This window comes from Pseudobacter ginsenosidimutans (assembly GCF_007970185.1).
Taxonomy (GTDB): Bacteria; Bacteroidota; Bacteroidia; order Chitinophagales; family Chitinophagaceae; genus Pseudobacter; species Pseudobacter ginsenosidimutans.
Genome location: NZ_CP042431.1, coordinates 3,679,817 through 3,700,984 on the forward strand (window position 1 = coordinate 3,679,817; position 21,168 = coordinate 3,700,984).

General features: G+C 46.3%; 13 protein-coding genes. All 13 read left to right on the forward strand.

What is annotated here, in order from left to right:
• The first annotated feature begins 29 nt into the window (after window positions 1-29).
• The 13 genes from FSB84_RS14895 to FSB84_RS14955 all read left to right on the forward strand — a co-directional run bounded on the left by FSB84_RS14895 (window position 30) and on the right by FSB84_RS14955 (window position 21,167).
• Window positions 30-3,392, forward strand: a complete 3,363-nt coding sequence (locus FSB84_RS14895; RefSeq protein WP_130538736.1) for a SusC/RagA family TonB-linked outer membrane protein — start codon at window positions 30-32, stop codon at window positions 3,390-3,392.
• A gap of 10 nt (window positions 3,393-3,402) precedes the next feature.
• The gene (locus tag FSB84_RS14900; protein ID WP_130538737.1) at window positions 3,403-4,824 is read left to right on the forward strand and encodes a RagB/SusD family nutrient uptake outer membrane protein; all 1,422 of its coding nucleotides are present in this window, start codon (window positions 3,403-3,405) and stop codon (window positions 4,822-4,824) included.
• Between the two features lie 3 nt (window positions 4,825-4,827).
• Window positions 4,828-5,295 carry a hypothetical protein gene (locus FSB84_RS14905; RefSeq protein WP_130538738.1) on the forward strand — a complete coding sequence of 156 codons (468 nt, stop codon included), beginning with the start codon at window positions 4,828-4,830 and terminating at the stop codon, window positions 5,293-5,295.
• A 23-nt stretch (window positions 5,296-5,318) separates the two neighbouring features.
• Window positions 5,319-6,782: a hypothetical protein gene (locus FSB84_RS14910; protein WP_130538739.1), complete on the forward strand. Its 1,464-nt coding sequence runs from the start codon at window positions 5,319-5,321 to the stop codon at window positions 6,780-6,782.
• Window positions 6,783-6,796: 14 nt separating this feature from the next.
• A complete protein-coding gene (locus tag FSB84_RS14915; protein ID WP_130538740.1) occupies window positions 6,797-7,672 on the forward strand; it encodes a metallophosphoesterase family protein in 876 nt (291 codons plus the stop codon).
• A gap of 178 nt (window positions 7,673-7,850) precedes the next feature.
• A complete protein-coding gene (locus FSB84_RS14920) occupies window positions 7,851-8,417 on the forward strand; it encodes an RNA polymerase sigma-70 factor (RefSeq protein ID WP_158643909.1) in 567 nt (188 codons plus the stop codon).
• 59 nt (window positions 8,418-8,476) lie between these two features.
• Entirely contained in the window at window positions 8,477-9,688 is a 1,212-nt protein-coding gene (locus FSB84_RS14925; RefSeq protein ID WP_130538742.1) for a FecR family protein, read from the forward strand.
• Between the two features lie 104 nt (window positions 9,689-9,792).
• Window positions 9,793-13,116: a SusC/RagA family TonB-linked outer membrane protein gene (locus FSB84_RS14930; protein WP_130538743.1), complete on the forward strand. Its 3,324-nt coding sequence runs from the start codon at window positions 9,793-9,795 to the stop codon at window positions 13,114-13,116.
• A gap of 9 nt (window positions 13,117-13,125) precedes the next feature.
• On the forward strand, window positions 13,126-14,598 hold the full coding sequence (locus tag FSB84_RS14935) for a RagB/SusD family nutrient uptake outer membrane protein (protein ID WP_130538744.1): 1,473 nt from the start codon (window positions 13,126-13,128) through the stop codon (window positions 14,596-14,598).
• 11 nt (window positions 14,599-14,609) lie between these two features.
• Window positions 14,610-15,404: a hypothetical protein gene (locus FSB84_RS14940; protein ID WP_130538745.1), complete on the forward strand. Its 795-nt coding sequence runs from the start codon at window positions 14,610-14,612 to the stop codon at window positions 15,402-15,404.
• A gap of 20 nt (window positions 15,405-15,424) precedes the next feature.
• Window positions 15,425-16,351 (forward strand): ABC transporter ATP-binding protein, encoded by a 927-nt coding sequence (locus tag FSB84_RS14945; protein ID WP_207234162.1) that lies wholly within the window; start codon window positions 15,425-15,427, stop codon window positions 16,349-16,351.
• Window positions 16,352-16,411: 60 nt separating this feature from the next.
• The gene (locus tag FSB84_RS14950; protein WP_158643910.1) at window positions 16,412-18,775 is read left to right on the forward strand and encodes a Gldg family protein; all 2,364 of its coding nucleotides are present in this window, start codon (window positions 16,412-16,414) and stop codon (window positions 18,773-18,775) included.
• Window positions 18,776-18,815: 40 nt separating this feature from the next.
• A complete protein-coding gene (locus FSB84_RS14955; protein ID WP_158643911.1) occupies window positions 18,816-21,167 on the forward strand; it encodes a Gldg family protein in 2,352 nt (783 codons plus the stop codon).
• Window position 21,168: the final 1 nt, after the last annotated feature.

Genomic DNA, 21,168 nt, shown 5'->3' on the forward strand with positions numbered 1-21,168 from the left:
CATCGTAAACCCCAACTCAAAATACAGTTATGGTATCTCACCCGTTACCGCCAGGTTCCGCCTGGTCATTCACCAAAGCAATGCGCGTGATGAAGATCACTGCAGTATTCCTGCTAGGCTGTTTTTTTCATGTATCCGCCAGTTTCTCACAGGCAATAACGCTCAAAGTGAAGAATGCTCCTTTGAAAGAAGTGCTCGCTGCCGTTAAGAAGCAAACCGGTTACGCTGTTTTTTACAATGCAGAACTGCTGGCAGATGCAAAACCAGTTACGCTGGACCTGCAGAATGCTTCGCTGGCTGACGTATTGAAAGCAGCTTTCAACGGACAGCCTCTCAATTATGTTATCGAAAACAAGACCATCTTTATCAGTCGCGGTTCAGCTGCACCGGCAGAAACAAAGCGAACAATAGAGCTGAATCTTTCCCTGGCCGATCCGGTAAAGATCCGCGTTACTGACGCGGAGGGGCAACCGCTCACCGGCGCCACTGTTGCTGTAACAAAATCCAAAAAGTCCGGTGTTACGGATGCTCAGGGAAATATCACCCTGAACCTGGATGCCGGCGAGATCATTACCGTTTCCTATGTTGGTTATGTAAGCCAGGAAATAAAACTGGCTGAAGGAAAGAATTCCCTGATGGTGGTGTTGCAAACCAAGCCGAACACCAACGATGAAGTGGTGGTGATGGCTTATGGACAAAAGAAAAGGAAAACAGAAATGGTGGGATCTGCTTACCAGGTCAATGCAGACAGGATCGCCAATCTGCCTGCCGGTCGTATAGACGCATTATTGGATGGCCAGGTTCCTGGCCTGAGAGTAACGTTAAATACTGATGATGCCAGCAGCACCAAACCCAGGATGAACCTGAGGCTTAGGGGAACAGGTTCTTTCAATGCATCCAATGAACCGCTGTGGATTGTTGACGGTACACCTTTTTTTACCGGTGACCGAACCAATATGGTTCCCGGTATTCAAACTTCTGTAACTCCATTGTCTTATATCAATCCGGAAGATATCGAATCGATCACGGTACTGAAAGATGCCGCTGCCGCTGCCATCTATGGCGCCAATGCTTCCAATGGTGTGATCCTGATCACTACCAAATCCGGCAAAAAAAGTGCTCCGGTATGGAATCTTTCTTTACAGAACGGTTTCTCCAGGATCAATAAGAATACAAAGTATAAAACGCTGAATGGCGCTGAATACATGGAGCTGGCCAAAGAGTCATTCGTTAATGCTGACAGGGATCTGACCTATTTCCCTTACAACGATAACGATCAGAACAATTATAGTCAAACCAATACAGACTGGACGGATGAATTCTATGGAACCGGCATCGTGAACAACGCTACCTTGTCTCTCAGAGGCGGTACCGATAAGCTCGACTATGCAGTTTCCGGTGGTTTTTTCAATAACAAAGCCACCATCAAGGGCAATACACAGATGAGGGCATCTGTTTCCGCCAACCTGAAATATAAGATCACAAAGAAACTGGAGATCGGCGCAATCTCAAGATACTCGTTCAATAAGAACAATACATTCAACCCCGGCATGGACTACCTGGATTTTCTGCCCATTTTCTCTCCGTACAACAACGATGGAACCTATCGTTTGTACAATAAGAAAATCACAGGCACTGCCCCCAATGGCGATCCAATTTATACCGATGTGAAGTTCTTCAACTCAGTTGCTGAAAGAGAGCAGAATGATGATATTCAGAAAGGCAATGTGCTCAACAATAACTTCACTCTGGGCTATGAGATCATCAAAGGTTTGAAGTCCACCACGCAATATGGAATAGATTACCAGGAGATCAAACAGAATATCTATAGCGCAAGGACCAACTGGTCTGGCATGGATCAGCAGGGCAATGCTATCGGTTATGCATCCAGGTCGTACAATAAAACAGTAACCAAAACTTTCATCGAGCGCTTGAATTATTCGAAAAGTTTTGGCGTTCACCATGTCAGCGGCCTTGCCGGCTTCGAATTGTATTCTAAAAAATACAACACCACTTATCTGTCCGTATCAGGTTTTGATGACGATAACCACCGGGATGTATCCAACGCTAAGAACGTTGTCTCCAATACATACAACAAAAGGGAAGAGAAACAAGCTTCTTATTTCGGGCAACTGGAATACAACTATGACAGGAAGTATTATATCCAGTTCACAGGAAGAAGGGATGGTAGTTCCACTTTCGGTAGTGATGCAAGATGGGGGAATTTTGCTTCAGCAGGTATTGGCTGGAACCTCAAGCAGGATTTGTTCAGTGATATCCAGAATATCGACTACCTGAGATTGGATGCTACTTACGGCAAGACCGGTAACTCCAGGTTGAGCAACCAGGAGATCTTCGGTATATATGCTATCACTGCCAACAACGGTTACGATGGACAAGATGGTGCCATCCTTTCAAATATTCCCAATCCGTTGCTGCGTTGGGAAGCCGCCAATCAAACCAACCTGAAGCTGAACCTGGGTCTGTTCAACAAGCTGACATTCCTGGTGGAAGCGTACAGAAAGAAAACGGTGGATGCCATCGTTAGTGTTCCTGTTTCAAGGGCTACCGGTGAAACATCAGCGCAGAGCAATACCGGTATTCTCCTCAATGAAGGCATAGAAGCTACAGTAAGATGGAATGTGATCAACAATGAGCGGAAACAATTCTCCTGGTGGGTTGAAGTGAATGCTGCACACAATAAGAACACCGCCCTGGAATTGTATAATGATAATGGCAAGGCAAACGGAAACTATATCTGGACAAAAGGAAAGGATATCAATACGCTCTATCTCATCAGGTGGGCAGGTGTTGATCCCCGGGATGGGGCGCCTTTGTGGTATGACTTCAATGGCAACCTTACGCGTTCTTATAGCATCGATAACAGGGTTCCGTGGAAATCTGCCAACCCGGATCTATTTGGTGGCGTAAGGAACCAGATCGAATACAAACAATTTTCATTGAGCGCTCTCATCTCTTATCAGATCGGAGGTTATGCGTTCAGCACATTCGGAAGAGGTATCAACTCCGATGGATTGAATATTGAAGCAGATAACCAGTCCGTGAATCAGCTGGACAGATGGCAGCGTCCTGGTGATGTGGCTATCAATCCCAAACCTATCTGGGGCATATCAACCCGTTCAGTGATGAACTCTACAAGGTTTGTTCATAAAACAACATTCGTTCGACTTCAGAACCTTTCACTCGGTTATGCACTTCCTGAAAAAACGGTTAAGAAACTGAATGTGAAAGCCTGTACCGTAAATCTGATCGGTAATGAACTTGGTTTCTGGACGCCGTACGATAAAACGAACAGGAACTCCTACAAACAGTCCAGAAGTGGATATCCGCTGGAAACAAGCTTCCTGTTAGCTATTAATGTCACTTTCTAATACATGAACGATGAAGAATAAAATCATTTATATAGCGATCCTGCTGGTTACATTCACTTCATGTAAGAAATATTTTGAAGTGGACAACTCAGACAGGGAAACAATCCCCAATCTCTTTTCAAAGATCGAAGGTTTTCGTTCAAGCATCCTCGGTACCTATGGACTGACCTTCGATTATTATGCTTCGGAATTTTATTATTATCCTGAAGTGGCTGGTAATATGGTGGATATCACCAAGACCGGCATCAATGTAATGAAGCAGCAACAGGATTTTGTGTCTGATCCTGAAGAGGAGATCCAGGCTGTGGGTTATATCTGGCGCAGGATCCTGACCACTATCGCCAATGCGAACAATATCATCGAGCAGGCGCCTGAGTTCGTAAAGAATAATCCCGATCATAAATCGGAGATCGATCAGATCACAGCACAGGCATTGTTCATCAGAGCTCTCGCACATTTCGATCTTTGCAGAGTATATGCTCAGCCCTGGAACTACACTGCTGATGCAGGACATCCTGGCGTACCCATCGTGCTGAAAAATCCGGCGCCGGAAGATAAGGTGAGCAGGGCTTCTGTGAAAGATGTGTATGCGCAGGTGATCAAAGATCTCAAAGATGCTGAAACTCTGTTTGGTTCCGGTGCTCCACTGAGTTCTTATTATGCTTCCAAAAAATCTGTTCAGGCATTGCTGGCGAGGGTTTACCTGTACTCTGAGAAATGGGATGATGCCATCAGCTATGCAGGCACCGTGATAGACAACAGTGCACTGGCTTATAATAGTGATTATGCTGCCATGTTCAACAACCTGACCCCAGGTGTTGAGACCATTTTCCGTTTGAACGGAAGGCTCAGAACAAAAAAGCTCGGTGAAGTATATTCAGTGAAAGATGCCACTTACGTACCTGCTGATACATTGATGAGCCTGTTCAAAGATCTTGCTGATATCAGGCTGGGCTTATTCCAGGCCATTCCTGACAACGCAGGAAAATTCCTGACAAAGAAATGGACCATCACTGTTCAGTTCGATGGCGGCACAGAAAAGTATGAGCCGATGGTATTGAGGGCTTCAGAAATGTATATGATCAGGGCAGAAGCCAATTTGGCGAAAGATCGACTGGACCTCGCTGCGGATGATCTGAAAGTGATGATCGGACGTGCGTTGAGAATGGCTCCGGAAGATATTACACTCACCGACCTGAGTAAAGAGGGTTTGAAAAAGACCCTCATCCAGGAGCGCGCTAAAGAATTCTGTTTCGAGGGACATAATTTTTTCGACATCACTCGTATGAAGCAAAACCTGGTCCGTGGCGCTACCACCACTTCCATTGTGAAGAGGCTCGATTACCCCAGCAACTTATTTATTCTGCCAATCCCGCAGTCTGAAATAGACGCCAACCCGGGTATGACAGGTAACCCAACTGTAAACAAATAGCATATGAAATTGTCAAGAAATATATTATACCTGTTTGTATCGGTTCTCCTTTTCAGCGCCTGCTCAAAAAACGAAAATGATACTTACGATCTGCGGTATGTTCATATCATGGACAATGAATCTTCCACCGTCAATATCAGTGATAAAGCGAATGTGGTAAGCACTTATGGTATTTACCTGAGTGGCCCGCAGGTACTGGAACCTGTTACTGTAACGTACAAGATCACAGTAGGAGATGGATTGACTGAAGGAGTGGATTATGAATTGATCAATCCCGCATCTGAAGTAAAGTTCCTGCCCGGCATTTATGATATGCCTGTAAGGATCAGATGGATGGCCAATCCTGTTGATCCGGCAAAGAATAATACTGTAGTGATCGAGCTGCTCAGTGTAAGTAATCCTGCTTTCAACCTGGGGCTTCCCGGAAAGGACCAGCTTCAGATAAGGCTTATCATCACAAAGTTCCACTGAGTCTAACCTTTTAAAAGATTAATATGAAACTGTTCAATATAACTTTTTCCATCTTCCTGCTGATCGCTTTGGTGTCCTGCGCCAAGAAGGCGGATGTATGGGAGCGCAAAGAAGTGAACGAAGTGAAATTGCTTTCCTTCGGTTTTTATGAGGCTGATAATCCTGGTGTACTGGAGAGGGATTACATCGTGAGTAATCTCAACAACAATAATATCTTAATGCAGATGCCTGTGAATGTAGACAGGGGTGCACTGGTGGCCAGGTTCACGGTGAGCGATAATGATGTGATCAAAGTGGGAGAAACGGCACAGAAAAGCGGTGAGACCGCGAATGATTTCCGGATACCAGTTGATTATTTCCTTTCTGACGGTAATTACAATGCGAAGTATACAGTTACGATTGCGAAGGGTAGTGATTTTATCTGGAGGGCTATCGATTTTACGGTGAATGATTCGGCCACTTCCGTGATCATGAAAGTGAACCCGGCCACTGGGTTGCCGTATCTCATGTACAGTCAAAGCAGACCGAGTTCCTCCGATTCAAGACCAGCGATGGCTTACCTGGATGGAGAAGTATGGGTGAATACGCAGATCTCCGATACGCGCATGGGTTCCAATTTTGACTTTACTTTCAATAGTGCAGGCATACCCTATGTAAGCTTTCCTGATTATGGTACAACTCCTGCCCAGGCACTTACTGTAAAAAAACTCGAAGGATCTGCATGGTCATTGGTTGGTGCACAGTCGACAACGGGTGTAACGGGTGTGAAGATTTCTTACAATTCACTGGTTTTTGCTGACGAAGCAAAGTTGATGTCGTTCACAACTTATGATGCAGCCGGCGGAGGATTCGCCAGGAGAGAATTCGGGTATTCAGTTTTTGAAAACAATAACTGGCTGATCGGTTCTAAGATACCTGGACGGGGAACCCTGAACACTTTCGGTTCAAGACCTGTTGAAAAGAATGGTGTGGTGTATGTGAGTACGCTCAACCCGGTAAATGGTAATACAATTACCATTTATAAATACGCGAACAATGCATGGTCCACGCTGCTGGAAGCCTGGCGAGACCCTAACGCCACTTTCATCAATACCGGTGACTTCGATATGGATGTGGACGATGAAGGCAATGTTTATTTAGCCTTTGCTGATAATAGTAATGCGTCTACCTACAAATACCGGGTAGTCAAATTTGTGCCTGGTGCGTCAATGCCAACACCTTTGGGTAGTTATATTGTCGCCGGTTCCGAGTATGATCTTGATTTTGAGATTTCGCCCGATGGCGTACCTTACTTGTTTTACAGGAACGACAACAACTATCCTGCCATCGTTTCTTTCGATAACGAAACGCAGGACTGGTCAGTTCCGCATGTGCTGGAAACGGCTACAGGGGAGGACCTCTCATTAGGATTTGCACCGAACGGAGAAGCCTATGCGAACTACATCCGAAACAGGAAACTGATCATTCATAAATTTACCAAACCCTAAATAGCGATTGAAAAGTGAAAAAGATCAGTGTAGCCGTTTTGGTTTTATTGAATTTCACAACAACTGGACTTGCCCAGGGCAAGTTCAGTTTTGTATTCATGTCTGATATTCATTATACGCAGAAATTCGATGCACCCCGGGGATTCAGTATGCTGGTGGATACATTGAACAAACTGAACCCGGACCTCGTAATGGTGGGTGGTGATATCATTTATGATGCGCTGCGTGTAAAAGAAAAAGAACTGATCGGTAATACCAGATCCTACCTGGAACAGGCTTCAAGGATCAAGGCGCCGCTTCATTACGCAGTGGGCAACCATGAAATTTTTGAGCTGTACCAAAAGGAGGCGGATACCAATGGAGCACTCTATGGAAAGCGCTATTATGAAAAATACTTTGGCAAGAGATACTATTCCTTCGATCACAAAGGCTGGCATTTCATGGTGCTGGACAATATCTTCATTACTCCGGACAGAAAGTATATTGGCAAGATCGATAGTGTACAGCTGGAATGGATCAGGGAAGATCTGAAAGCCGTCAACGCTCAAACGCCAATTGTTATCATGATGCATGTGCCATTGATCACTACCTTGTCGCAGTGGTACGGTGGTGGCACCAATGCCAATGATGATAAAGTGGCTGCTGTTGACAGTCATCGGCTGCTCAGATTGTTTGAATCGAAGAACCTTCGCCTGGTACTGCAGGGGCATCTGCATTATTTTGAAGCCTTGAATGTATTGAACAAAACTACTTTTATTACAGCCCCTTCTGTGTCTGGAAAATGGTGGCGAAGCAAGCAGCACAATGTAGAGGAAGGATTCATAAAGATCAATGTTGATGGAGATAAAGTGGATTATGAGTATATAGACTATGGATGGGAGGCTAAATAGCCTATCCGATCCTGATCATATTCAAAACAGCCTGCAGCGATCCTGCAGGCTGTTTTATTGAATGCCGGACCTTTTAGTTCTGCGTTTTTTTATTGTACGTGTTTCGTTTCATATTTTTTTATAGTTTGCACTACATCCCGCAACCAAATCAACTGCATTGCCGACCGAACCCTCATACGTGGATAAAGAATTATTCTTCCGTATCGCAGAAGGAGAGGAACAGGCATTCACGCAATTCTTCATCCAATGGGCCACGCCACTTACACATTACGCCAACAAGATCTTAAGGAATGATCAGGCTGCCAGGGACGTGATGCAGGAAGTGTTCATCAAAGTCTGGCTGTACCGGGATAAACTTCCGCAGGTAGAGCAACCTGCTGCCTGGCTTAAAAAAGTGGTCACCAATCAATGTTTGTTGATACTGGATAAGAATGCTGCGCAGGACAAACGTCTGGCCGCACTCAGGCTTGCACAGCCATCACAGCAGGAAGACCCGCTGCCAGCCATCGACTTCAGAGAAATCCGGCAGACATTGAATAAAGTGATTGAACAACTCCCGCAGCAACGTCGCACCATTTACCGGATGAACCGTGAAGAAGGCAAAACCACCAAAGAGATCGCTGATGATCTGTCGCTTTCACATGGCTATGTGCGTAATGCGCTCAGCGCCGCGCTGGACACCATCAGGCAGGAGCTGAACCTCCGCCTGGACCTTCCAATTTTCCTGCTGTTACTTTTATTTTAATTTTTTTCAGGACGCATAGTGACATTATCCTTTGTTGCCTGATCTTATATAATCAGTACATGCAAAACAGCCATATACATAACCTGGTGAGGGCATTCCTCGAAAATGAACTCAATGAAACGGAGCAGCAGGAATTCTATCAATTGCTGAAAGATCCGGCACAACGGGAATTGCTATCGGAAATATTCATGGAACTGAACGGAGATCCGGACCTGCAGTTGCCATTTGATGAATCCCTCATGCCGGTATTGAAGGCTGTAATGCAGGCCGACCGGGCAGCAGCTCCTGTGGTTGAAATGTACTCACCCAAACGTTCCAGGCGTTGGATCTGGATAGCCGCCGCGGTATTACTGTTGCTGACCACCGGCACCTGGTTGTTTTTTGCAGATAATAAAAATGGAAAAGAGGAACAGCATGCTATTGCTTCTACTGTCAGTATCCCTCCCGGCAGTGACGGCGCTATCCTCACCCTTGCCGATGGATCGAAGATGTTGCTGGATAGCCTGGCCGATGGAGTGATCGCCCGCCAACAGGGAGCAGACCTGGTATTGAAGAACCGGGAACTTGCTTATGAATCGAAGAAAAACCTGAATGCGCCGGTAGTTTACAATACCATCACAACGCCGAGAGGAAGACAGTACCAGTTCCAGTTGTCCGATGGCACAGGTGTTTGGCTGAATGCAGGAAGCTCCATCACATTTCCTACGGCCTTCAGCAATACGGGAAGGAATGTGAAGATAACAGGAGAAGTATATTTTGAAGTGGCGAAAAAAATGGCTTCGGGTGGAAACAGGGTACCCTTTACCGTTAGTGTTAATGACCCCGCAGATGCTGCCCGCAATATGGATATCCTGGTGCTGGGCACTCATTTCAACGTAAATGCCTATGCGGACGAACCGCAGGTGAACACCACATTGCTGGAAGGCAGCATTCAACTGAAGAAGAATAATGAACAATACCTGCTATTGCCGGGGCAACAGGCGCGCCTGCAAAACAATGGAACTTTCAAAATGATCGACCGGATCAATGCAGAGGAAGTGCTGGCCTGGAAAGACGGATTCTTTTATTTCGACCATACCGATCTGCAGACGGTGATGCGTCAGCTATCACGCTGGTATGATGTGAGCGTGGAATACCGCGGGGAGATCCCCGACCTGAAATTTGTGGGAGAGATCCCGCGCAGCGCTCAACTGGACCAGGTATTCCAGATACTTGGCAAAACAAAGCTCCGCTTTACCGTGGACAACAAGAAGATCATCGTACATCCATAATCATAAACCTTACTCACCAGTTGCGGTACACGGCTGTTTATTATGGCCGGCTGGGATCCTATTGCCAAAACAATTTTTCATTTCAATTTTTAACTGCAACATTCATGAAACTGACTGCTTTCATTTTGGTTTTAGGCTGCCTGATGGCGGGCTTGCAGGGTAAAGCGCAGATAGTGACTATCTCGGTGAAGGAGGCAAAGCTCGAATCGGTGCTGAAACTTTTCAAAAAACAAACAGGGTATTCCTTTTTTGTGGATGAACCCACATTGGGAAAAGCCGCAAAGGTGACGCTCGACCTGAAATTCATTCCACTGGCGGAAGCGCTTGAAAAATGCTTTGCCGGTCAACCCGATCTCGTTTATTCAATGGTGGGTAAAACTGTGGTGATCTCCGAAAAAAATCCTGACAAAGGTAATAACGGAGACGGGCATATGAAGAACGGTGGTGATACAACGATAAACGAAATTGTTGGCGTCGTTTTCAATAAAAGGGATGAGCCGCTGGCCGATGCCAGCGTAATGCTGCTGGGCACCAGGAAGGGGACCACCACCAATGCCAATGGCAGCTTCAAATTACAGGATGCTAAACCAGGGAATGTGCTGCGGGTTAGCTTCATTGGATATAAAACTGCTGATATCCCGGTTGCTTCAACTGGCAAAATAATCAGGGTGAAATTGGAAGAAGTCAATAACGAATTGGATGAAGTGGTGGCGCAGGGTTACAGTAAAACCACCAACCGTTTGAGTACCTCATCCGTGGCAAAAGTGAGTGGTGAGGAAATTGCCCGCCAGCCCGTGATGGACCCGCTGCTGACATTACAGGGTAAAGTGCCGGGGATGTTATTGACGCCGGTATCCACCTATAACGGAACACCTGTGAAGATCGATATCCGTGGGAGAGGACTTCTGTCTGAAGCCAGTGAGAATCCGCTGATCATCATCGATGGCATTCCGATAGGGCTGGGATCCAACCGTGGAGTTGCTTTTGGCGATGGACCGGTGCAGGGGATCATGGCTTATCTGAGTCCTGCCGGCAGTCAGAGCCCTTTGTTTGGATTGAATCCGAAAGATATCGAAAGTATTGAAGTCCTGAAAGATCTTGGCGCCACTGCTATCTACGGCTCCTCGGGAGCGAATGGTGTGATTTTGATCACTACCAAAAGAGGTAAGTCCGGCGAACCGGCCCTTTCTGTGAATATCAATTTCGGCATTTCCAAAATCCTTCGTTATTATGATCTGCTCAATACAAAGCAGTATGTGGAAATGCGCCGCGAAGCATTGAAGAACGACGGGCTTATTCCATCGGCCGTCAACGCTCCGGACCTGGTGCTCTGGGATACTACCAGGTATACTGACTGGCAGCGGCAACTCTGGGGTAAAGCAGGAGTGACGATGGATGCAAGCATCGGTTATTCCGGAGGCACGCCGCTTTTGAAATACCGCATTTCAGCCAATTACTCACGGCCCGGAAAAATAACGGCCGTTACCGGTAAGGATCAAACTATGGGCGTAAATCTCGCACTCGATCGCCAAAGCGAAAACAGGAAATTCAATTCTTCATTGACTGTAAGCTATATGGCTACCTCTCTCAATATGGTGACTGCTCCCAATACCATGAATTTGCCTCCCAATGCTCCGCCTATTTTTGATTCCATGGGCGAACTGAATTATAAGGATTGGCTGGGTAGCGGCTTCGAAAATAACCTTGATGCGTTCGGCGCATTGCTTAAGCCGGTAGAAAGCCGCTCGTCTGCACTCAGTACTTCGCTCAAATTCAATTACCAGTTGGCAAGAGGCCTGAGTCTTTCTGCAAATTTGACCTATGCCATTTCCAACAATACTTCATGGAGTCTGGTGCCTATCAGGTCGCAGAACCCTGCAAAGAATCCAACAGGTTCTGTCACTCTCTCCAAGGGAGATACGAGAACATGGAGTGTTGAGCCACAACTTTCTTACAGGAAAGGTCTTTTCGGAAGAAGTAATCTAAGTCTGATGGCAGGCTTCACGCTTCGTTCAAGTGTAGGCGAAGGCGCCTCTTCGAGAGGATTGGGTTTCACCAATGACGCAACGTTGCGTGCTATTTCACAGGCTCCCGTGATGGCGGCTGATTTTACCAGGAGCCAGTACAAAACTGCCGGTGTAATGGCCAGAATGGAATATGAATGGGACAACAAATACGTGGTGAATGTTATCGGAAGAAGGGATGGGTCCTCCAGGTTCGGACCAGGCAGGCGGTTTGGAAATTTTGGGTCCATTGGTGTGGCCTGGATCGCATCGGAAGAAAAATGGATCAAAAATATCCTGAACCCCGTAATAAACTATCTCAAGTTCAATGCCAATACAGGCACAGCAGGTTCAGATGGCGGCGGGGATTACCAGTATCTGTCGCAATGGAGCAGGGGGCAGCTGGCATTGTATGATAATATATCACCGACGAAAAACCTGCATGCGGTGAATCAGTTCTATCAATGGGCCCTGACGAAAGAATGGGTGGCTGAAATGCACCTGCGCTTTAAGGGCGCTGCCAGACTTCAGTTTGATATTACGCATTACCAACGCAGGAAGGGAAATCAGTTGACGCAAAATCCAACACCCGTTTATACCGGCTTTGAAAGCGTATTTGGCAACTGGGATGCCACCGTGCAAAACTCGGGATGGGAATTCAAACTCACCGCCTCGCCTGTGAATGGTAAGGATTTTACCTGGATCGCTTCTGTTAATGCCAGCATCAACAAGAATATTCTGCTCGAGTACCCCCAGATTGAAAGAACCCCTGACTTCTCGAAATACCTGGTAGGACAATCACTGAATACAAGATACCTGTTGAACTACCTGGGCATCGATCCTATGACCGGCAGTTACCAGTTTGAGGATTATAATAAAGATGGACTCATCAATTCAAATTCTGTACTGGCTCCATTCGCTTACCCGAGCGATAAACAAAAGACCGTGGATGACGTGCCTGTTGTATTTGGTGGAACCACGCACAGCTTTTCGTATAAGAACCTCAGTCTGAATATCAGCATGGATTACGCGATCCAAAAAGGAAGGAATGTTTTTGGCAGTGTTTCAAGCCCGGGCAGATTCGGGAACATACCACAGGAGATCTTCAACAACCGCTGGCAAAAACCAGGTGACAATGCCAAATATGCCCGATTCACCACTGGTTCCGCCACCAATTACCAATATGGAGTTTCCACGCTTTTCTATTCTGATGCCTCGTTCTTCCGGTTCACGAATGTAGCACTGAGCTACATTTTTCCCGGGAAGCTGGCCCGCAGGCTGGGATTGAAAGACTGTTCCTTCAACATCCTTACACAGAACCTTTTTACAATCACTAAGTATGAAGGCGTAGATCCCGAGATCAAGAATTTCAGCAGTATGCCTCCTGCAAGGACCATCAAATTCGGTTTTGCTGCAACACTTTAAATCTTTCATATGCTTACTCATATTCGTTTCATATTATTCCTGGCAGTAGTTGGACTATTGACTGCCTGTGAAAAGCTGGTGGAGATCGATTCTCCCATCGATACCATTACCAGTACAGAAGTATTCAATACGGACCAGCAAGCCAGAACGGCCATGGCTGGCGTGTATTCTAAAATGATCAATGGAGATTTGGGGAGTGGTGGTGCTCTTTCTGAATACAGTGGAGGAATGGTTTCAATTTACGGCGGACTTTCCGCAGATGAACTGAATACGTCAGAAGCGGTGCCCGATAATGACTATTTCATGTTCAATGCAAACAGGTTGCTGTTTAATAGTGTACCAACAGCCAACATATGGAAGTCTGCTTACCTGACCATTTATGGGGCCAATGCAGTGATTGAAGGAATAGCTGCTTCTACTTCAACCAGGTTAACCGAAGCCGTTAGAAAAGAACTGACAGGCGAAGCACTTTTTGTAAGGGCCCTTTCTTATTTCTATCTGGTGAATTTGTTTGGAGATGTACCGCTTGCGCTCACCATCGATTTCAACCAAACACGGTACAATGCCAGAGCTTCAAAGGATGATGTATACAAACAGATCATCGCTGATCTGCTGGCAGCACAGTCTGCTCTTCCTACCCGGAATACCAATGCTGCCGGCGACAGGATCTATCCAGATAAATGGGCGGCCACCGCATTGCTGGCGCGCGCTTATCTGTTTACCGGAGATCACCAGAATGCTTTCAAACAGGCAGGAGCCGTTATTACCAATGCAGGACAATTCCATCTCGAAACCGATCTGCTGAAAACTTTCCAGCGAACAAGCAAAGAAGCCATCTTCCAGTTAAAACAAAATGTGCTTGCCAATATCGGTAATGCCACTTCTGAAGGAGTACAGTTGATTCCAGGTCCTGTTGCAGGGAACCCTGATGTATTCAATGTAAGATTCTACTTACCCGACAATTTGCTGGATGCTTTTGAACCGAATGACAAACGGTTTACAAACTGGGTGGGTGTTTCCACCTCCAACACATCCGGCAGCACCAAATATTATCCCTATAAATACAAAACAGGCGGGCAGAACAGAGTGATAGGGGCAGAGCCAACAGAAATGTATATGGTGCTGCGATTGGCGGAGCAATTCCTGATCCGCGCGGAAGCCGCTGCAAATGGCGCTGCTGCGCTCACCAATGCCATCGATGATCTGAATGCGATCAGGCACAGGGCAGGAGTGGATTCGCTTCCTTACACCCTTTCACAACCGGAAGTGCTGAAGGCAATCGAAAAAGAAAGAAGGGTAGAACTCTTCATGGAGTGGGGGCATCGCTGGCTCGATCTTAAAAGAACAGGAAAGGCTTCCGCCGAATTGCAGCAAAGCCCCATCAAACAGCCATGGGAAGGAGACTACCAGTTGCTCTATCCGATACCTCATAGTGATATGCAGAGCAATCCCAACCTTACACCGAATCCCGGTTATTTCTAAAAAATATTTGTATGAAAAAATTGCAACAATTCAAAAGGGCTTTCCTGTTTATGATGATCAGTTGGATGCTGCTCACTGGCTGCACCAAAGACTTCGACAGGCCGGGCGTTGCCTCCCTCAATATATTCAATGGGATTGTTGGCGCCACAACTGTGGCGCCTGATATGAGTGAAGCATCCCCTATCCAATGGTACAAAACCTCCAATCTGCTTCTCTATGGCGCTGCCGGTAATTTGAATCCCACCACTAACCGGAACAATGTTCAATTCAATTCCTACAGCGGAATGCAGCGTTTCAAATTCTTCAATTACCCCGATACGCTGGCGCACAGCAAACCACTGCTGGATGTAGTGCTGGATCTTCCTGTTGGAACTGTCAGCAGTCTCTACCTGACAGGAACAACCGAAGCGCCGGATACAGTGTTTGCACGCGATCAGCTCGCATACCATTCCTTCGCAGACAGTGTTACCAGCTTAAGGATGGTGAACCTGATACCGGAACTGACGGTCAATGTGAACCAGCAGGGAAGTCCTGATGAAAACGAATGGTCATCGCTTGGATACAAATCGATATCGGCATTCAGGGACTTCTCACTTACCGGAACGGGCGCCAAATATATTTTCGAGATAAAAGATGCTGCCACCGGCAACCTGGTGACCACGGCTACCGTGGATGCTGCGGACAGAAGACAAAGCACATCGTTCATCAATTATTATCGTTTCAAAAATCTCACTATGATACTTTATGGCAAGGCTGGTAATACCGGCGCTACAGCACCGAAAGTTGCCATCATGAGTAATAATTAAATCACTACAAGAGGAATATTATGAGCACTATCCTGAAGATCGAACATTTGTCGCACCGGTACAGCAGCAGCTGGGCTGTGCGCGACCTGAACATCGAGATCAATCAAAATGGTATCGTTGGGCTGCTGGGATCCAACGGCGCCGGGAAATCAACCACCATGAATATCATTTGTGGCGTATTGAATCAAACGGAAGGTAAAGTATTGATCAATGGTTTCGATATCCGTGAGCAACCTGAAGAGGCCAAGAAAAATATCGGCTTCCTTCCCCAGACCCCGCCATTGTATACCGATTTTACGATCGATGAATACCTCCATTACACCGCCAATCTGCGGGCCATGGATAAGTCAAAGATCAAAGCAGCGGTGGAGCATGTGAAAGAACGATGCGGCCTCTCGCATTTCAGCAGCAGGCTGATCAAAAATCTTTCCGGAGGTTACCGTCAGCGCGTAGGCATTGCGCAGGCCGTGATCCACAAACCCAAACTGGTGGTACTGGATGAGCCCACCAATGGCCTCGATCCCAATCAACTGATCGAAGCAAGAAAACTGATCAGGGAAGTGGCGCAGGATCATGCTGTTTTATTATCGTCCCATATCCTTTCCGAGATCCGGCTCCTTTGCCGCGATGTGATCATGATCGAATCCGGGCGCATGGTCTTTGCCGATAGTATGGATGCGTTCGATAATTATCTCCAACCGAACAGTATGCTGGTGACACTGGAAAATATGCCGTCCGAATCAGAGTTACTGGCTATCAAGGGCGTTACCAAAATTGAAATGCTGACCAGCAGGCAGGCGCGTCTTTATTATGAAGCAGGACAAAACATCAATGAAAGCGTAGTGGAAGCCAGTATGAAAAATAACTGGCGACTGATGGAGATCAGCGCTGACAAGACCCTGCTGGATGATACTTTCAAACAACTCTCTGTTCAATCCGCTGGTTAATTATCGGGTCCAAAAAAAAGTCTTTTTCTTCCTAACAAGTATAAATTCCAATCAATGAGGATGGTTGCTCAAATCGCAAAGGCAGAATTGCGAAATCTATTCTATTCTCCTGTAGCATGGTTCCTGGCTATTGTATTTATGGTGCAGTGTGGTTTCTTATTCACTCATGTGCTGTATACAATGGCTCATAACCAGGAAGTGATGATGGCTGAAAGCCCTGACTTTAAGAACTGGGGCCAGCTCCCGCTCACCATGCTGTTTTTTTCGATCCCTGAAAGCGCCTATGCGGCCGTGTTGAAAAATATTTATCTCTTTGTGCCATTGCTGACGATGGGGCTGCTTGGCCGGGAAGTTCATGCCAATACCATTAAGCTGCTCTTTTCTTCGCCTGTGAAATTACGTCAGGTGGTTGTCGGGAAATTCCTGGCGATCATGGTGTATAACCTGCTTTTGCTGGCTATCCTCGGCATCTTCCTGGCTACTTTCGGATTCAGTGTGAGATCTGCCGATTATGGTTTTATCCTTTCCGGCGCCCTTGCATTCTATCTGTTGATCTGTGCGTATACTTCCATCGGCTTATTCATGAGCAGCCTTACCAGCTACCAGATCCTGGCCGCTATCGGAACCTTCATGATCATCTTTGTGCTGGGGCGGATCAACAGTCTTTGGCAGCATATAGATTTTGTGAGAGATCTTACCTGGTTCCTGTATCTGCCGGGACGTACAGCCAATATGTTGAAAGGACTGATCACGAGTAAGGATGTACTTTACTTTGTACTGGTAGTGTTCATGTTCCTCGGCTTTACGCTCATCCGTCTGAAAAAGCAACGGGAATCGAAACCCTGGTATATCACCTGGAGCCGTGTGTTGATGGTAGTGGTGATGGTGTTAGCTGCCGGCTATATTTTTTCCCGTCCGCAGACCACGCTCTATCTCGACGCTACTGCTAAGGATGCTAATACGATCCACCCGAATACCCGGGCCATTCTGAAAGGAATGAAAGAAGGTCCGCTGGAAGTAACATTGTTTACCAACTTGCTTGGACCGATGGTGAAGTATGGGATACCTGAAGCGAGAAACGTTTACCGGACAGAGCTGTGGGAACAATACCAGCGCTTCAAGACCGATATCCATTTCAAATATGTTTATTACTACCATTATGAAACCTGGATGGATGGCGGAAAACTGGCCAAAGCCTTTCCAGGTAAGAGCATTGAAGAGATCGCAAAGGAAATTGCACTCGGCATGCGGATCGATTTCAAACTTTTTCAACCTCTTTCAGCGTTGAAAGATTCAGCAGACCTGGCCTCGGAAGGTTACAGGTTGCTGATGGAACTAAAGTATAAGGATCGTAAAGCATTTTTGCGTACCTACAACGGAGCTCCATTTCCGAAGGGAACTGAGCGGACTTATCCTGATGAATCCAATATGGCAGCTACACTGAAGAATCTGCTAAAGCCTGAAACCATCCCACATATCTTATACACTTCAGGCAATCTTGAAAGGCGCCTGCATACAGAACATAAAAGAGACTATACGAAGGCCACGCTCTCTAAAATTGAAAAGGATGGTCTCATCAATCTTGGCTTTGAAATCGATACCATTTCACTGGAAACACAGGATATACCAGCCGGGATCACGGCACTGGTAATTGCTGATCCCAAAAGATCATTCAGTGAAAAGGCAGAAGAGAAAGTAAGGAAATACATCAGTGAAGGGGGCAATATCGTATTCATGAGCGAACCAGGAAAACAGAATGTATTGAATCCCCTGGTGAAATATCTCGGCGTTGAGATGCTTGAAGGGAACCTGGTGGAACCAACTTTTCACGAGATGCCTCAAAAGGTGAAACCCTATTATACGCTGGCAAGCACAGAACTGTCAGATGAGGTGGAATTGAAAGGCGTGAGGGAAAAATTGAAGAGGGTGTATGAGAAAGACACTACCAAAATATCCATGCCGGGTGTAGCTGCGCTTTCGTTTACTGATAGCAGTGGGTTTGTAAAGAAGCCGCTGCTGCTGACCAGAGAATCCACTACCTGGTTGAAAAAAGGCAAGCTGGTAACAGACTCTGCGGAAGTAGTGTACAATCAGCAGGAGGGAGACATCAGGGGCGCATTCCCTACAGCTCTTCAATTAACAAGGCAGTTTGGTAATAAGGAGCAAAGAGCAGTTGTTTATGGAGATGCTGATTTTGTGAGCAATGAAATATTGAAAAATGGCGTAACCATCAACAGGGCAGTTTTCTCCTGGATGTCTGGAAATGAGTATCCTGTTTATACACCTTTCACTGATCCGGATGATAACCTGGTACTTATCTCTTCCGGTAAAGTAAGTGTGTTGAAAGTGATCTACGTATGGGTATTGCCGTTATTGATGCTGGTAGCCGGCACAGTGATATTGATAAGGAGGAAAAGAAAATAGAAATCAAATCTGTAAACAGTATAAATCATCATCAATGAGGATGGTAATTCAAGTAGCAAAGGCCGAGTTGCGCAACCTGTTCTATTCACCGGTAGCATGGTTCATGCTGGTCCTGTTTATGGTGCTCTGTGCTTACTTCTATACAACACCATTGTTCATCAAGGCTAACTGGCAGGATATCCTGCTCAGGAACAGACCTAATCTCACTGCAATAACAAATGGCAGCCTCACCAGGGATCTGTTCCTCGGGGAGGACGGTTTCTTCACGCATGTGCTTCAAAACCTCTATCTCATCATTCCATTGCTCACCATGGGATTGATTGGTAGGGAAGTGCAAAGCGGCACCATCAAATTATTGTATTCTTCTCCCATTAAGATCCGCCAGATAGTGCTGGGAAAATTCCTGGCCATCATGATCTATAACCTGCTGCTGGTAATGATAACAGGCATTTTCTTTGTCAGCGCAATGCTCAATGTGAAATCTGTTGACTACGGCATGCTGCTTTCTGCAGCGCTGGGCTTTTACCTGCTCATCTGTACCTACGCCGCCATCGGTGCTTTCATGAGCAGTCTCAGTACTTACCAGATAGTAACTGCACTGGGTACATTTGTGGTGATCCTGGTGCTGACCATGATCGGGAAGCTCTGGCAGCAATATGATATCGTAAGGGACCTGACTTATTTTCTCTTTCTCTCCGGGCGTACAGAAAAAATGCTGGCCGGTCTGATCACCAGCAGGGATGTGATCTACTTCCTGGTGCTGATTGCCATGTTCCTCCTGTTCACCATGTTCAGGTTAAAAGGTGCGAGAGAACTGAAGCCCTGGTACATAAAAACAGCAAGATACATAGGCGCTACCGGCGTAGTGCTGATCATAGGTTATGTCAGTTCAAGACCTGCAATGACCTTGTATTGGGATACCACACAGAATAAAGTGAATACCATCCATCGCAAAACCCAGCAGATCATCAAAGAAATGGGAGAGGATCCCATTGAAGTAACATTGTATTCCAATCTCCTGGGCAAAACAGCCTTTGCTGCGCTTCCGGAAAAACGCAGCGAATATATTCACCAGTTCTGGGACCAGTACCTCCGCTTTAAACCCAATATCAATTTCAAATACGAATATTATTACGACTACGACAGTACTGCGATGGGGTCTGAAATGCCTTATCACCTCAGGGGGAAATCGGTAGACCAGATGGCCAGAAAAAAAGCGGAGCATTCGGAATGGGACCTCAGTATCTATCAGAAGCCTGCGGAAATAAGAAAGAAGATCGATCTCCGTTCTGAATACCTGCACCTGGTGATGAAAGTAACCTACAAAGGACGCTCTGAGTTTCTTCGTACCTCGATGGGTACTCCTGTTTGGCCGGGTGAAAGACAAGTGGCGGCGGCATTCAAAAAGTTGTTGTACCCGGAGAAGATCCCACAAGTTTATTTCATAACAGGGCACTATGAACGAAGCACGCTGAAATACGGGCAACGTGAATATGGAGTGCATACTTCCAATAAATTAAGGAGCTCAGCGCTGGTGAACAATGGCTTCAATGTAGATACCATTTCACTGGACAACCGGGATATCCCCGGCAAAACAGACTTGCTGGTGCTGGCTGATCCAAAATCGGCATTGAGCGATCTGTGCCAGGAGAAGATCAGGAACTATATCAGCCAGGGCGGCAATATGATCATAATGGGTGAGCCTGGCAAGCAGTCGATCGTAAACCCTGTTCTCAGCCAATTGGGTTTGCAATTGGCTGAAGGAACACTGATCAATGCTAAAAGCATGGAATCGCCGGACATGGTAAATGCTGACGGATCCGGGGCTTTCGGTGGTTTGATGTATGATCCTTCCAGCCCCACATTCCAATCAATACATAGTGATGCAGCGCTAAGAATGGCAGGCGCTGCGGCTTTCCTCAAATCAGATAGTACTGATTTCAATTACACGCCATTGTTTCATGATGCTGTAAATGTTTTTCTCAAGAAAGGAAGTTTTGTACTCGATTCTGCTGAAGTGCTGTTCAATGCAACTGAAGGTGATCTGCGGGAACTGCCTCCTGTTGTTGGACAAAAGGAAAAACCATTTACTACCATGCTTGCCCTTCAGCGGTTCAAAGGCAAAAAGGACCAGCGTATCATTGTATCAGCCGATGCAGACTGTTTGAGCAATTTTGAGGTCATGCAGGTGGATAAGTATGGCAGCTTTCTGTATAGCTGGACTACCTATGGTAATTTTCCCGTCTATTTACCTTATGCGGAAGCGCCAGACAAGATGCTGACCATCACCGGAACTACCGCCAAAGTGCTGAGTATCGTGTATACCTATATCCTTCCGGCCATTGTATTGCTGGCTGGCTCCATTCTATTGATCAGACGCAAAAGAAAATAAC